The sequence below is a fragment of the Mesorhizobium sp. ESP-6-2 genome, assembly GCF_020164675.1.
Lineage (GTDB): Bacteria > Pseudomonadota > Alphaproteobacteria > Rhizobiales > Rhizobiaceae > Mesorhizobium.
Window position 1 is genome coordinate 35,984 of sequence record NZ_JAIUGT010000008.1, and the last position, 14,501, is coordinate 50,484.

Below are 14,501 nucleotides of genomic sequence, written 5' to 3' on the forward strand. Positions count from 1 at the left end.
CTGACTGCCGCTTCTCCTGCGTAGAGCAGGAAGACCCTCTCTCACGTCCCTTTATCCTTCCACTCTCTCCTGGAGAGGCAGGACGCATGACGGACAAGAGGGAAAAAGAGCTGAGCACGATCGATCCAGTGGAACTGCGGCGAACGTTCGGCACCTTCGTCACGGGCATCACGGTGGTGACGACGCGGGACGAAGATGGTTCGCCGCGCGGCATGACTGCGAATTCCTTCACCTCAGTCTCTCTTGAGCCGCCGCTGCTGCTCGTCTGCATAGGAAAGAGCGCCAGCAGCTTTCCGGCGTTCAACACCGCCGAAGGCTTCGCCGTCAACGTTCTGCACGACCGCCAGAAGGAGGTGGCGAGCCTCTTCGCCTCGAAGTCACTCTCCAAGTTCGAGACGATAGCCCATACCACCGTGCATACGGGCTCGCCGGTGCTCACCGACAGCCTCACCTGGTTCGACTGCACGGTGCATGACCGTATCGAGGCAGGAGACCATGTGATCCTGATCGGCCGGGTGCGTGCTTTCGGCACCAGCCCTGCCGCTCCGCTAGGGTTTTGCCGGGGACGCTATGTCTGCGTGGAAGACCCGATGCCGCCTGGCTGGACGCCTTCCCATCGCATGATCATCGGCTACCTGGTCGAGCATGACGGCCGCATCCTGCTGCGCGACGATGGCGCCGGAGGCTGGGAACTGCCGACGGCAACGCACCGTAAGCCGGGCGACATGCTCAGCTTCGAAGGCGGCGGCGTGGTTGCGCCGCTCACCAGCGATGCGTTTCTCTATTCGGTCTTCGACGTGGCCGACCAGCAGCCCGGCTATGTCGTCTACCGTGGCGCGCTCGCGGGCCCACCCGGCGAAATGCCGGATTTGTCGCCGTCGCTGAGGTTCTTTGCCCATGAAGAGCTGCCTTGGGACAGCATTCCGATCAGGCAGATACGCGCAACGCTGCGCCGTTACCTGCATGAGCGCGCGGACTCTCGCTTCGGGATCTACGTCGATTCCAGCGATGGCGGCCGGGTGGCGATGATAGACGGCCCCCCGCGTCCGTGGCGGTCGCTTAACGGCTTGGCTGGCGACCGAGAAACCGCGAAGGGATGAGATGATGGGCCTGACGCTGAAGGTGATCGAAGGATCGCGCCAGGATCTTTTCATTGCCGGGGAGCGCGTCGCGCCGCGGTCCGGCCGCTACATGCCGAGCTACGATCCGACGAACGCGGCCCCTTGGTATGAGGTTGCCGACGCCGGGGCGGATGATGTCGACGCCGCCGTGCAGGCAGCCAAAAGAGCGTTTCACGACCCGGCGTGGCGCAGGCTGACGCAGACGGATCGCGGCAAGCTGCTGCGCCGGTTGGCCGATCTCATCGCGGAACATGCCGATGAACTCGCCGCCATCGAGACGCGTGACAACGGCAAGCTTCTGAAAGAGATGCGTGTGCAACTGCGCGCGGCGCCGGACAGCTATCTCTATTTCGCCGGAATGGCTGACAAGCTGCATGGCGAGACCATACCGGTCAATAAGCTCGATATGCTGAACTTCACGCTGCGCGAGCCGATCGGCGTGGTGGGCATGATCTCGCCGTGGAATTCACCGCTGATGCTGCTGACCGGCACGCTCGCACCCTGCCTGGCAATTGGCAATACGGTTGTGGTCAAGCCATCAGAGCATACTTCCGCGTCCACCCTTGCCCTCGCCGAACTGATTGCAAAAGCGGGCTTCCCGGCTGGCGTTTTCAATGTCGTTACCGGCAAGGGCGCGACGGCGGGCGAAGCGCTGACCTTGCATCCCGATGTCGCCAAGATCGCCTTCACGGGCAGTACGGCAACCGGCCGCCGCATCGCCGCCAACGCTGCCAGCCGACTTGTTTCGTGCCAGGTGGAACTGGGCGGCAAGTCGCCTCATGTCGTATTCGCCGATACCGACATCGAGCGCGCGGTGAACGGCGTGGTTGCCGGCGTGTTCGCCGCTGCCGGGCAGACCTGTATCGCAGGCTCGCGCTGTTTCGTCGAAAAATCCATCTATGCCGCATTCGTCGAAAAGCTGGCGGATCGTACCAGGCGCGTGCGTATCGGCCATCCGACCGATGAGGACACGGAAATCGGTCCGCTGGCGCTGGCTGCCCAACTCGACAAGGTCGAGCAGTATGTGGACTACGGCGTCGCCGATGGCGCGCGGCTGGTTGCCGGAGGCCACCGGCCGCGGCGGGACGACCTCTCCGGCGGCTGGTATTACGAGCCCACGGTTCTGGCGGATGCGCGCAACGACATGCGCTTCATGCGCGACGAAATTTTCGGCCCGGTCGTGGGCGTCGTGCCGTTCGACAATGAAAGCGAACTGATTGGGCTTGCCAACGACACCCATTATGGGCTGGCGGCGGGTGTCTGGACCCGCGACATCGACCGGGCGCTGCGCTTTGCGCGCAACGTCGATGCCGGCACGGTCTGGGTCAATACGTATCGCTCGGCTGCTTACATGTCGCCCTCCGGCGGGTTCAAGGAGAGCGGTTACGGCAAGCGCGGGGGTTTCGAGGTCATGCGCGAGTTCTCCCGCCTGAAGAATGTCGTCATCGACTACTCCGGCGCCACACAGGACCCGTTCGTAATCCGTTTGCGCTGATGCCTCATCCGACGATTCCCTAATATTCGAAAGGTCATTGCCATGAAATTTTCCGTTTCCCTGAACATGGAGAGGTTCAGTCCGGACAAGGATATGCGCCAGGTGGCGGCTGAGACGCTGGAACTGGTCCGTATGGCCGATGCCGGCGGCTTCGAGACCGCCTGGTCGCCCGAGCATCACACGATTGAATTCACGATCGCGCCCGGCCCGTTCCAGTTGCTGGTCTGGTGGGGAGCTCATACCGAACAGATCCGGCTTGGCACCGCCACCATCGTCGCGCCGTACTGGACCCCGATCCGTCTCGCGGGAGAGGCCGCACTTTGCGATCACCTGACGGGAGGGCGGCTGGAATTCGGCATCGCCCGCGGCGCCTATCAGTATGAATTTGACCGTATGGCGGGAGGCATCCCGCAACAGGAAGGCGGCGCCTACATGCAGGAACTGCTGCCGGCAGTCCAGAAATTATGGGCAGGCGACTACGCCCACGAGGGTAAGTATTACCACTTCCCGCTGGCAACCTCGGTGCCGAAGCCCTTGCAGCAACCCAACCCGCCCATCTGGGTGGCGGCGCGTGACCCCGGCACATTCGATTGGGCGGTGCGCAATGGCCACAACATCCTCTCCACGCCGTTGTCGCGGCCGGTCGCGGAAGTCGGCATTCTCGGCGACAAGTTCAAGAAGGCGGTCCAGGATCATCCGGAAGTGCCGAGGCCGCGGTTCATGATGCTGCGCCGCACTTGCGTGTATGAACGTCCCGAGGACTGGGAACTGCCGGTCCGCTACAGCTATCAATATGGGCGCAGCTTCGAGAACCTGTTCCAGAACATCGGCCCGGTGAAGAACGGCTTTCCTGAAGCGGTTTCTTACGACACCGTTGGCAACAGCGGCGACTACGATCCGCGGTCGATCCGCGACAATCTCCTTTTCGGCACTCCGGACGAGGTGGTCGAAAAGCTGATGGTCTATGAAGCGGCGGGCGTAGACCAGTTCTGCCTCGGCCTCGCCTTCGACCTGCCGTTTGAAGTGCAGAAGAAATCGCTGGCGCTGTTCATCAAGGAAGTGATGCCCGTATTTGCGATGCGCGAGAAGGAAGCGGGCAGGGAAAAGTCGCGGGTGATCGCCTGATGGGAGCTGTCGCGCCATGATTGTCGAGGAACGCATCTACAAGATAAGGGCCGGCCGTCTCGCCAGATACATGCAGCTTATCAGCGAGGAAGGCCTTGCCATCCAGCAGCCGATCTTGGGCAACCTGATCGGCTATTTCCGCACCGAGATCGGACCTCTCAACCATGTCGTGCATCTATGGGGCTATAGCGATCTGAACGACCGCGCCGAGCGGCGTCAGCGGCTGGCCGAAGATCCCGCGTGGCGGGCGTTTACCGTCAAGCTCACCGAGAATATCGAAACGATGGAAAACCGAATCCTGATCCCGACCGATTTTTCACCGCTGCGATAGGTTCAAGACCTGGCTTCCCGCTTGCCCCACCGCGAAAGAATCCAGAACCCGGTCCGTGGTCATGACCCAGCCGTAGTTGCGTGCGAAAGCCTCGAGCATGGCCTGCCGGCTGGGCGGATGGTTGGAAGAAACAGCATCCTCCACCACAATCGTGGGATAACCGAAATGCACGGCGTGACGGCAGCTATCTTCGACGCACATCTCGGCTACCGTGCCGACGAATACCAGACCATCCACCGCAAGCAGCTTGAGCGTCTTGGCAAGATCCGTGGCATGAAAGGCGCTGAAATAGATCTTATCCAGCACGATGTCGCCATTCTGTGGCGCAAGCTCGTCGATCACCTCCGCAGCATCCCGCATGCCCTCGACATCGCCGTAGGAGCGCATGAAGCCCGGCACGCACGCATGGGTCGGCGCATCGGTCAGCTTGATCCAGGTCAGCTTGCCGGCGAGGGCCTGATACAGGGGGGCGGCAACATATCGCGTGAATACCACCGGCTTGCCGTTGCCGCGAAACGCCGTAATGAGTCTGCCGATCGAAGGTATGGTTTCGCGCGCGGATGTAACCTCCATCGGCGCATGCCTGCGCACGAAATCGTTCTGCATGTCCACGACGATGAGAGCAGGGTTTTTAAGCGAAGCCAGCACGCCGTTTCTCCATACAGGCGTCCCGGATTATACCTATCCGGGTGGCGGAGAGCCTATATCATCGAACCCGCGAGCCGTATGCTTTCCTTCGTAGTATTGGGCTACGCGGGTATCCTGCCGAACGGGGGAAGACGGCGGCTGCAGTTCTATCTTCATTAATCGGGATCGTGGCTCTGGAATGTGCTGACTATCGTCCGCCAGGCCAGGAGTGGAGAACAGGTGTGACGGATCGCATAACGGTCGAGGGCGTGTACAAGATTTTCGGCAGATCGCCGGAACCGGCTTTGGCCATGCTGAAGTCTGGCGAGACAAAGGAAGCGGTGCTCCAGAAGACCGGGCAGGTCGTCGGCTTGAGCGACGTGTCGCTGTCCGTTCCCGTCGGTTCGATTTACATGATCATGGGCTTGTCCGGCTCCGGTAAGTCGACGCTTGCGCGATGCATCAATCGCCTCATCGAGCCGAATGCAGGGCGCATCCTTATCGATGGCGAGGAGATCACCGGCGCCAGCGAAGCGCGGCTGCGCGAAATCCGCCGGACGCGTATCTCCATGGTGTTCCAGCACTTCGGCCTGTTGCCCAACAGAACGGTGTTGGAGAATGCCGAGTTCGGCCTGAAACTGCGCGGTGTGCCAGCCGCCGCGCGCAGGAAGAAGGTGATGGAGGTACTGGAGGTCGTCGGGCTGGCTTCGTGGGCAAATCATCTTCCCGGTACGTTGAGCGGCGGCATGCGTCAGCGCGTCGGATTGGCCCGCGCACTCGCCACGGATGCCGACGTTCTGATCATGGACGAGGCTTTCAGTGCGCTGGATCCACTCATCCGCAGCGAAATGCAGGACGAACTGCTGCGCCTGCACAGGACTTTCCACAAGACCATCCTGTTCATCACGCACGATTTCCAGGAGGCGCTGAAGCTCGGAAGCCGGGTCGCCATCATGGCGGATGGAATGGTGATGCGCGAAGGCGTTCCGCAGGACATCGTGACCAAGCCCGGCAATGACTACGTCGCCGCCTTCACCCGCGACGTCAACCGGGCCCATCTGTTCGATGCCAGTTCCGTGATGGTGGAAAGCAGCCCGCTCCGGCTAGACGCACGTGCGTCCGGCGGCCGCGATGCCGAGGGCGAACCTGTGTTCATCGTCGACGATTCGATGCAGGTCGTGGGTGTCGTCGGACCGCGCCAGTTGCCACGCCTCGCCGATGGTTCGGCGATCCAATCATTGATGAGCAAGGACTATGAGACGGTATGCGGCACGGAAAAGCTGTCCGTGGTGGCCAGCCTGTGTCATCGAGACCGGCCGATAGCCGTTGTTGATGAGGGCGGCCGATATCTGGGGCGTGTCGATCCACTCCAGATCTTGTCCCGCATTGGCGCTCCGGCGGCGGCTTCCTCGCAATCCCCGGGAGCGGAGGCCTGATCATGCTGGATCTCGATAATCTCTATGTCATCCCGCTGGACCAGTGGATCCAGGTCGGCGTCCGCTGGCTGGCAATGCATTTCCGGCCGCTGTTCCAGACAATCAAGTGGCCCGTCGAGACCCTTCTGACCGCGATCGACCATGGACTCCATGCCATTCCGTTTCCGATCCTGATCGGGATCTTTGCCCTCATCGCATGGCGCTCCGCATCGCGTGGCGTGGCCATATTCACGCTGCTTTCGCTGACCCTGATTGCCTTCATGGGCCTGTGGGCGGAAGCGATCACCACCCTGTCGCTCATCGCCACGGCAATCGTGGTGTGCGTCATCCTTGGCATTCCAATCGGGATCCTGTGCGCCCGCCACGACCGCGCCTGGACCATTGTGCGGCCGGTGCTCGACGTCATGCAGACGACGCCCAGCTTCGTCTACCTGGTCCCGGTGGTCATGCTGTTCGGCGTCGGAACGGTGCCTGGGGCAGTCGCGGTCATCGTGGCGGCGATATCGCCGCTGATCCGCTTCACCAATCTCGGGATTCGTCTTGTCGACAAGGAGATGGTCGAGGCGGGGCGGGCTTTCGGTGCCACCGATCGCCAACTTCTCTGGGAAGTCCAACTTCCATTGGCCTTGCCAACCATTCTGGGCGGCCTCAACCAGACGGTGCTGATGGCCATGGTCATGTCGGTGATCGTATCCATGATCGGGGCCGAAGGGCTCGGACTTGTGGTCCTGCAGGGGCTGGGACGTCTCGATGTCGGCATGGCTGCCGTCGGCGGCATCGCCATCGTCCTGCTAGCCATGATCCTCGATCGCATCACGCAGGGCCTGGCCAACCAGGACAAGGCCGGACCGACCCGGGGCATCCGCGCCGCCCTGGCTCAGCTGCTGCGTCCCGGAAATGAGGAAGCGGGGAGTTTCGAAACGAACCACCAGCAGGTGTGAACACCGTCTCGATCAGGCGGAACGACGCAACAAATATCACAACAAGGGGATAATACATGTCGGCGAATTATCGATACCGCAAAGGGTTGAGACTGGCCTGCGCCACGGCTGTTGCAGCAACCATGATGGGTGGGCTGAGTTTTGCGCAGGATAAGCCTGGCGAAGGCAAGACCATTCGTTTCACGTCGTCCGACAGCCTGGGCGCCAACTATATTCAGGACCAGGTCCTGATAGCGGGCCTCGAGAAACTCGGTTACGACGTAAAGTTGTCGACCATGAACATGTCGGCGATCCTGCAGGCCATTTCGCAGGACGACCTCGACATGACCGGCGACATCAACTGGCCGCAGGCCGAGCCCGCCATCGCACAGATCTCGGATACGGTCGAACTGATCAATGAAGGCACGATCGCGGGCGGCGGCATCAACGGCTACATGATCGACAAGAAGACGGCCGAAGCCAACAACATCACCAATGTTTCGCAACTGAAGGACCCGAAGATCGCGGCCTTGTTCGACACCGACGGTGACGGAAAAGCCAATCTGGTGAATTGCGATCCCGCTTGGAAGTGCGGTGACGTCGTCGATTTCCAGGTCAAGGAGTTCGGTTTGAGCGATACGGTGCGCTCCATCCGCGCCAAATACGAGCCGCTGATCGGCGAGGTCTTTGCACGGGCCGACCGAGGAGAGCCGATCCTTCTTTACACCTGGAGCCCATCCTGGATCGTCTATCGGCTGAAGCCCGGCAAGGACGTGGTGTGGCTGCCGATCCCGTATGACGCTCTTCCCGAGGGCGTATCGAAACCGAAGACGCACGAGGTCAAGGATGTGGTTGGCTGTGCGGGGGGCCAGAACCCATGCCGCATGGCGGTTGGCCCATGGAACTGGCGCACGCTCGCCAACAAGAAGTTCCTGGCTGACAATCCGGCGGCCAAGAAATTCATCGAACAGGCGAAATGGTCGCTGGACATCTGGAGCCAGTGGGAAGGCGATCTGGGGGCCGGCAACAAGACCGACGCCGAGATCAAGAAGATCGCCAACGACTGGATTGCCGCAAATCAGTCGGAGTTCGATGGCTGGGTAAAGAATGCGGCTGCCGCCGGAAAATAATCCGGGCAGACCTCTATCGCGGCTTGTTATCACAGTGGTGGCGGACCCTGTCCGCCACCACTGTCGATTGAGGAGACCGATTGCCGGCCAGGCGTTTTCGCTTCATGGCGACGTTCCTTGTGCAGAGCGGCTACACCAGGCTCATGCAAAGGGCAGGCGATCGTTTGGACATGCGGCCACAGAGACGATTATCTCGGGATAAATAGCGCCGCCGCGCCTGGTCGAGCGCGGGCCGCTTGGCATAGCGAGAAAAGCTGAGTGAAGCTTTATTTCTCGCGCAGCTATTACTCTAGGTCGCGCGTGAAGGTTCCATTCCCCTTGAGCCCCCTGCTGTCGTGGAACCTGACAACTAGACGCCAATGCGAACGGCGGCGGCATGTCGTTACAAGCGCGAAACCGTCGCCAGGGGCGAAACTTGTCTGCACGTCGCAACAATACGGCCCGTTCGTAGGATCGGGATCGGGATCGCGAAAGTAAAAAGTCTCATTGGCCTGGAAATTGTCGGCAGTTCCGTTCGCAAACGGATAAGGCGCGTACAGCGCCGAACTGTGGATACAATGCAGGATGCTCTGCTTGCCGGTTTTGCTGTTTGTTACACGGGCGGTGACCAGGCTGCTCACGTGCTCGTCACCCGACAGGAATACCAGTCGCTTTATTTCCTTGTCGCACGCGAACCTGAGCAGCGCGTGCATGGAGAGCGGGTACCCATCCCACGCGTCCGAACGCAGGGCACAGGTGGGGTCCTCGGCCACCTCCCGCCGCCGCGGCAGCACTGCCGAGGATGTGAGAACAAATTTGGGCACTTCGGCGTGTTCAGGCTTGGTAAGCCATTCACGAAGTTTCGCGAATTGGGTTGGACCCATAATCCGCGCTTTGCACCAGTTCGAAACCGTCCGTCCTTCACGTTCGGTGCGCGTGTCGCAAAGGAAGAATGGCATCCCTTTGTGGGTAAAATCATCTCGCCAGATGTGTGCCGGCAGGCGTTTTTCCAGCACCCCGGCCTTGACACGTTCATACCTGAAGTAAGCCAGCTTCCCAGGCTTTATGACGGGATCGTTCTTGCGCATCGCCGGGTCGGGGTCTTTTGCCCAATTGTCGCGCAACTCGTGGTCATCGAGCATCATTTCAACCGCCATGTCCAAGCGCTGCATCACCGCCTTCACGCCGCGGCTCTGGCCTCGGCGTTCGTAGGGTATTCGGAATCGGTCATCGGTCGCCTTGGGGTCGAAAAGCCCTGCCGTAGCGTCGACATATACTTGGTCGCCGGCCAGCAGCAGCAACGTGGGAGCGCCGGGTTTGCCCAGTAGATCGCCGAGCGCGAGCAGAGACGCATCCGCGGGCCCTCGTGTTGCATGCTGACCGTCGGGCATGTGGTCGAGGAAATCACTGGGGTATTGGCAACTTGCGAGAGCGAATGAAAGGTTCGATACCGTCCCGATAGCGCTCTTGTGGCGGTAGCTTCTGTGTGATCTTCCAGGCCTGCCGAGGATCAGGCCACCTCGCAAATCATCCAATGTGTCAGTCTCGAGCGCATACCGAATAGCCTCGGCGGCCCTCTTCACCGCGTACTCGGCATGCAAACCTTTGTCGGGGATTTCAGATGCTGATTCCGCCGCGTCGGGCAGTTTCGGTAACCGAGCCAAGCCGCCAATACCCTGCGCCTGAACGTACAGCAGCAAGACGAGTACCTGCTGCGCTTCAGGCCACTTGTGGAGCGGAACTTCAAATACATAGGGAGATGCGGGTTGCTCGATATAGTACGGGAGGAGACTGTCATGGAGGCTGCCGTCTCTCTGTCCTTTCTCGTCGCCAGGGCTCGTAGCCGGCGGATCGATCATGTGCAGGCGGTCGCCCTTTGCGTAAACGGGAACAATAAGGGCTGCATGAGGCAAGCCCCGCCCTCCGCTATCGGCCGCTTGCACCAGGATCTTGCCCGCTTCGATCCCTACGCGCACGCCGAAGACGGGCGCCCTGGCTTCGAAGGGGAGAGAACGCGTCATGGCTTGTCCTCCAGGGGGCCCGGCATATCCGGCATTCCAAGGTATTTCGCTATAACACCGCAGATCGACGGGGCGTCTTTGCCAATCAGGCAATCCTGATGACCGTGGCCGGCAATGCACCAGGTCAGGTAGGACGGTTGGCCGAGCCCCAGGAACTGGCGGCTTTTGTCGATAAGATGCCTGATTTCTTCGTCCGATTGCACCGCCTCGACCGCATGCAGAGATGAGTTCAAGTGCGGCACGCCGGCCCCTTTGAGCATATTTCGCATCAGTGTCAGCGTTGAGGGGGCGACCAAACCGTTTTCGGCTCCATGGATCGACATCATCGGGAACTTCAGTCGATCCCTCACCCGGTCCGGCAGCACATAGCGATTTATGCCGGCGCGGTCGGTCACGGTGTTGAAGCCAGCAAAATGTATGACCTGCGAGACTGTCTCGACGCTGAGCGGGCCGAAGAAATCGTCGATGTGGTCGAGTACGAGGTCAGAGAGATTGTTGAGCGAGAAGGTGCGTGCATAGAGCGCGTCCATCCGATGTCTTGTGCCGACCCAAGGCGTCGCCTTGCCTGGAGGCCAGAGGGGATTCTCGCGCCGATATTCATCGGACGGCAGCCTCATTGCCGAGAGCGCTCTGTCGAGCAATTGACCGGCGAGCGAGATATCGCCATGCGGACTAAACACATAGTCATCAAGCTGAAGAAAATAACGCACATATCGCATGACATATGCGGCGAGCACATTTGCCGAACTCAACAGCATTACCGGGCCGACTTGTGAAAATACCACGCGCCCGATCTTATTGTGCAAAGTCCTTCGATCGTGCCCGCCAAGCACTGCCATGCTGAACATTGCCGCGCCCATACAATGGCAGACGACATCGAGCCTTTCCTGCCCTGTCGCAGCCAGCACGTGTTGGATGGCGATCGGAATGTCATTCTCCGCCATCTCCTCAAAAGCCCAACTGCCCGTGGCGGTAGTCAGGCCTGAACTCGATCGCATATCGAGCACCCAGACATCGCGCCCAGCATCACACAGCGATTGAGCGAGGTTGCCGGGTACGGCAGCATGAGCAAATGTGGTGCCGCTCGCACTGTAGCCATGAACAAGCAAGACGGGGCGTTTCGGGACGCCGTTCTCGACCGCCTTTGCGGACCTGCCGTCATAGCGGGCCAGGCGAATGCGGATCGGGGGGCTTGGCTGGCCGTCCAAAGTCAACCAGTCGATCTGCGGCGCCGGTAAGCCCGGCACTGCCCCGGGCAGCCGTTGCGGTTCACGCGTCGATGGCGGGTCGGGGCGGCGAAAACTCAGTGCATGTATCTGAAGCACGACGCGAAAGCCGTAGAGAATGAAAGAGGCCAGATCTGCCAGCGCTGCGACACGGTCTTGCTGATCTACTATTCGCAGCAATGGCACTCCCTGTCGCGCCAGGTATCGCTTATTCAGTTCCAGCGAGGACAGCTTTTTGCGAACGATGGCCTTGCGCATCTGCGGGAATGCCTCGACCGACATTTCCATCAACTGCGTCCAAGGGCTGGCGCCACGTGCATATGTGAGCCGCTTCACCCCTCTAATTTTCTTCTGTGCGAACAAAGAACTGTCGAACCTCACGCCCGTGCCGAGATCTTCCGGCTCGACAACCTTGTCGATGTGCAAATCGTATTCGATCAGGCGCACCCCGCCCGCACGCGAGCACAGGTGCAGAATATCGAGCAGTCTGAGATGGGACGGCTCTCCGCTAGGTGGCGTGAGACGCAACCATTCCTGGCCCTGGCGGACCAAGCGGTAAGCAAAGTCGCGCACCCCGCGGTTGAGCGCCCACGCAAGGACAGCGCGCAGCATTCGAGGCACGGGACGCGATTCTTCCAGATCGAACAGGTGGAGCGATCCCGAGATCTCCGCCTCGAGCGCAACATCGCTTTCATAGGCCTGATCTGCAATGGGGTCGAACTCCTTTCCTGCACGCAGAACGCGCAGCCGACCGTGGGCAATCGGCAAACAGCGTCCACGGGGCGTTTGCAGCGCGAAGAGATCGGCAAGCGCCACCGGCTTGGTGGTCAGGGTCAGTTCGACGGTATGCGGTTTCACACCTCTGCCGCGCACCGCCAGAGGGATCTTGCCGCGCACCTGTTCGGTCAGTTCGATGCTGGTAGGCGTAGGTGCAGCATTCGTCCGCGGCGTGGAATAAATCGGCCGCGTTTCGCCACGAGAGTTCCCAGACAAGGGTGCATTGGTCAAACGGCCGCCACTGAGTTGCCATTCCCCCTTGAGCTCGGTGATCGCTCGCAATGCCAGAACGGCTATGGTCAAGGCGGGATTGATGCCGAGAGACGTCGGCACAACCGAGCCATCGAGCACGATCAACCCTGCGTGAGTGCGTCTGAGGCCGATCGCGGCGGCATCGAACACGCGGCCGCAATGATCGGTCACGCCTTGTCGAACGTCGTCACCCATGGCGCAGCCCCCGAGCGGATGCACTGTCAGCAGCGGCCCGCGTTGGCGACCGAACACGGCTTCGAGCCTGTCGGACAAAGGTCTCCACAGCAGGTTGTTCACCAGCCGTCCCCCCAATCCCGACTCTCGAAGCAAGCTGTCAAGGCGCGCATGATGGTTCTCCAGCCGGGGGTCAAGTCGCAACTCCGGCCAGCGCACTGTGAGCATCCCGTCGGCGCGCATTTCGTCAGCATCGTCTTGCATCTCATCGACGCTGTTTTGCCTCGAGGCCTCTAGTGCCAGTGCTCCCTCCGCGTCGTCGCGGCCGATCATAGCCAGCACCAGGGAGTTGGTGATGGCGGCAGGATTGACGGCTGCGTCGTCTGCCCGTGAAGGATTCGGCTCATGCTTGGCCCAGTCGCCATCGGCAACGCGATTGAGCACATCGAATGTGGTGGCGCTTTCCTCAAACAGGCGGCGCAGCGGTCCCGGTACGGCAAGATCCTGGATCACCAGGTCAGTAGCCGCGTTGCCGTCGCGCAGATCGATCATTGCGGTTATTGTCGGGCCGACCGCGCGACCGCAATTCTCGCTTTTGATGTTTGGAGCCGGATCCTCGGTTTCGTCAGCAACGCCATTCACCCTTGCCGCCAAATCGTGAGCAACCACGAGCATGTCACCATTGGCGGAGAACTTACCTCCCAGCTGATCGGAGAACTTTATCCCGCGAATTTGCGAGCGCATCAAAATTTCCGTCGAGCCGAATGTGCCTGCTGCAAGGATCACGCGCCTCGCCAGCAGCGCGAACGGATTCCGCTGGTTATCGCGTAGATGGCCATCGGTGTGATTGACGTCCAACTGCCATCCTTCGCCCGCGCGCAAAACGCGCAAGACGGTGGCGCCAGTGACGATTCGTACTCCGCTTTGTCGAGCCAGCCGCAACAAGTTCAGGTCGAGGGATTCTTTGGCATTGTAGTTGCAACCAGTGGCGCAGTCGCCGCAACGGCGACATTCGCTCATCGCGACCCCGGCGTGGTTGGTGTGGCAATCGGAAGCGACGGTTATGTGAGCGGGTCGTGCTTTGCCACCAGCCAAATTTCTAATTGCTTCGGACTTGGCCAAGAAAGGCTTGGTGGTGGTACGTATCGGCTTGGCTCCCAACCAATCGCGCAGCCGTTCAGCCGTCTCTGCGAGCTTCGTATCTCTACGGATTTTGGTGGGCCAGCGTGCTTCCCGGAAAATCTCCGGCAGCGGCATCTCCATCACGCCGGCGTTGATTAATGAGCCTCCGCCCAAGCCACACGCGACGAGAGCTACCGCGTCGTCGCTGCAGCGCAAGTCGTAAAGACCATCGAACACGCCGCGTTGGCGTTTCGCAAAGGGGGTGGCAAAGCGGACGTGGCCGCCCAGATCGGCCAATCGCGAAGGGAACATTCCAGCCAGGTACTCCTTGCCGCGTTCGAGCACGCAGATTTTTAAAGATTGGCCTTGCACGTCCTTGCAGCTACTCAGTTCGGCGGCAGCCACCGAGCCACCATAGCCGCTGCCAACGATGACAATATCAAAGTCATATCCGCCGTTGACGGTTGTCCTTGGCGTATCAGCGATCTGCGGAAAATCGTGGACCAACGCCTCAAGTCCGCGCGAGAGCCAAGTCGTCGCGCGTGGCGGCTCCGGCGCTGCCTTGATGTGTACAGGCAATGCGTCCTCCCTAATTTAGGTATCAATAATATACGAAATTTGGTGTAACGTCAGGAAGTCACGCAATCTATCGGGGCGATCTTCATTCCCTCTAAGAAGTGCGCGGTCGGCGGTGCCTTTCTCTGCCCTGAAATTATGGGCACGGCTGCGGGAAGGAACCCATGAAGGGTACTTGCGAGCTACTTG

The 14,501-nt window shown here is 60.6% G+C and carries 10 protein-coding genes; 7 read left to right on the forward strand and 3 right to left on the reverse strand.

Annotated elements, in window-relative coordinates:
- Positions 1–86: 86 nt before the first annotated feature.
- Genes LB532_RS20655 through LB532_RS20670 form a run of 4 tightly spaced genes read left to right on the forward strand, consistent with a single transcriptional unit; the run spans position 87 to position 4,072 of the window.
- Positions 87–1,100: a flavin reductase gene (locus tag LB532_RS20655; protein ID WP_140643016.1), complete on the forward strand. Its 1,014-nt coding sequence runs from the start codon at positions 87–89 to the stop codon at positions 1,098–1,100.
- A gap of 4 nt (positions 1,101–1,104) precedes the next feature.
- On the forward strand, positions 1,105–2,616 hold the full coding sequence (locus LB532_RS20660) for an aldehyde dehydrogenase (RefSeq protein WP_140643083.1): 1,512 nt from the start codon (positions 1,105–1,107) through the stop codon (positions 2,614–2,616).
- 42 nt (positions 2,617–2,658) lie between these two features.
- Positions 2,659–3,741 (forward strand): LLM class flavin-dependent oxidoreductase, encoded by a 1,083-nt coding sequence (locus LB532_RS20665; protein WP_140643014.1) that lies wholly within the window; start codon positions 2,659–2,661, stop codon positions 3,739–3,741.
- Positions 3,742–3,757: 16 nt separating this feature from the next.
- Positions 3,758–4,072: an NIPSNAP family protein gene (locus tag LB532_RS20670; RefSeq protein ID WP_140498490.1), complete on the forward strand. Its 315-nt coding sequence runs from the start codon at positions 3,758–3,760 to the stop codon at positions 4,070–4,072.
- Here LB532_RS20670 and LB532_RS20675 read toward each other — a convergent pair.
- On the reverse strand, positions 4,058–4,720 hold the full coding sequence (locus LB532_RS20675) for a cysteine hydrolase family protein (RefSeq protein WP_224557123.1): 663 nt from the start codon (positions 4,718–4,720) through the stop codon (positions 4,058–4,060). The genes LB532_RS20670 and LB532_RS20675 overlap by 15 nt on opposite strands.
- A 41-nt stretch (positions 4,721–4,761) precedes the next feature.
- Here LB532_RS20675 and LB532_RS20680 point away from each other — a divergent pair, with 41 nt between their 5' ends.
- Genes LB532_RS20680 through proX form a run of 3 tightly spaced genes read left to right on the forward strand, consistent with a single transcriptional unit; the run spans position 4,762 to position 8,185 of the window.
- Positions 4,762–6,135 (forward strand): glycine betaine/L-proline ABC transporter ATP-binding protein, encoded by a 1,374-nt coding sequence (locus LB532_RS20680; RefSeq protein WP_224557125.1) that lies wholly within the window; start codon positions 4,762–4,764, stop codon positions 6,133–6,135.
- A gap of 2 nt (positions 6,136–6,137) precedes the next feature.
- Entirely contained in the window at positions 6,138–7,076 is a 939-nt protein-coding gene (locus LB532_RS20685; protein WP_140643009.1) for an ABC transporter permease, read from the forward strand.
- A gap of 56 nt (positions 7,077–7,132) precedes the next feature.
- Positions 7,133–8,185, forward strand: a complete 1,053-nt coding sequence (proX, locus tag LB532_RS20690; RefSeq protein WP_140643007.1) for a glycine betaine/L-proline ABC transporter substrate-binding protein ProX — start codon at positions 7,133–7,135, stop codon at positions 8,183–8,185.
- Between the two features lie 284 nt (positions 8,186–8,469).
- Here the strand turns inward: proX and LB532_RS20695 are convergent, their stop codons facing one another.
- Complete coding sequence (locus LB532_RS20695; protein WP_140643005.1) at positions 8,470–10,185, reverse strand: alkaline phosphatase D family protein; 1,716 nt, start codon at positions 10,183–10,185, stop codon at positions 8,470–8,472.
- A complete protein-coding gene (locus tag LB532_RS20700; protein ID WP_140643003.1) occupies positions 10,182–14,315 on the reverse strand; it encodes a GMC family oxidoreductase N-terminal domain-containing protein in 4,134 nt (1,377 codons plus the stop codon). Before LB532_RS20700 ends, LB532_RS20695 begins: the two co-directional genes overlap by 4 nt.
- Positions 14,316–14,501: the final 186 nt, after the last annotated feature.

What these genes read in the sequence shown, in the direction of transcription:
- LB532_RS20655 (WP_140643016.1), top strand. Translation starts at nt 87, where the DNA reads ATGACGGACAAGAGGGAAAAAGAGCTGAGCACGATCGATCCAGTGGAA.
- LB532_RS20660 (WP_140643083.1), top strand. Translation starts at nt 1,105, where the DNA reads ATGGGCCTGACGCTGAAGGTGATCGAAGGATCGCGCCAGGATCTTTTC.
- LB532_RS20665 (WP_140643014.1), top strand. Translation starts at nt 2,659, where the DNA reads ATGAAATTTTCCGTTTCCCTGAACATGGAGAGGTTCAGTCCGGACAAG.
- LB532_RS20670 (WP_140498490.1), top strand. Translation starts at nt 3,758, where the DNA reads ATGATTGTCGAGGAACGCATCTACAAGATAAGGGCCGGCCGTCTCGCC.
- LB532_RS20685 (WP_140643009.1), top strand. Translation starts at nt 6,138, where the DNA reads ATGCTGGATCTCGATAATCTCTATGTCATCCCGCTGGACCAGTGGATC.
- proX (WP_140643007.1), top strand. Translation starts at nt 7,133, where the DNA reads ATGTCGGCGAATTATCGATACCGCAAAGGGTTGAGACTGGCCTGCGCC.
- LB532_RS20695 (WP_140643005.1), bottom strand. Translation starts at nt 10,185, where the DNA reads ATGACGCGTTCTCTCCCCTTCGAAGCCAGGGCGCCCGTCTTCGGCGTG.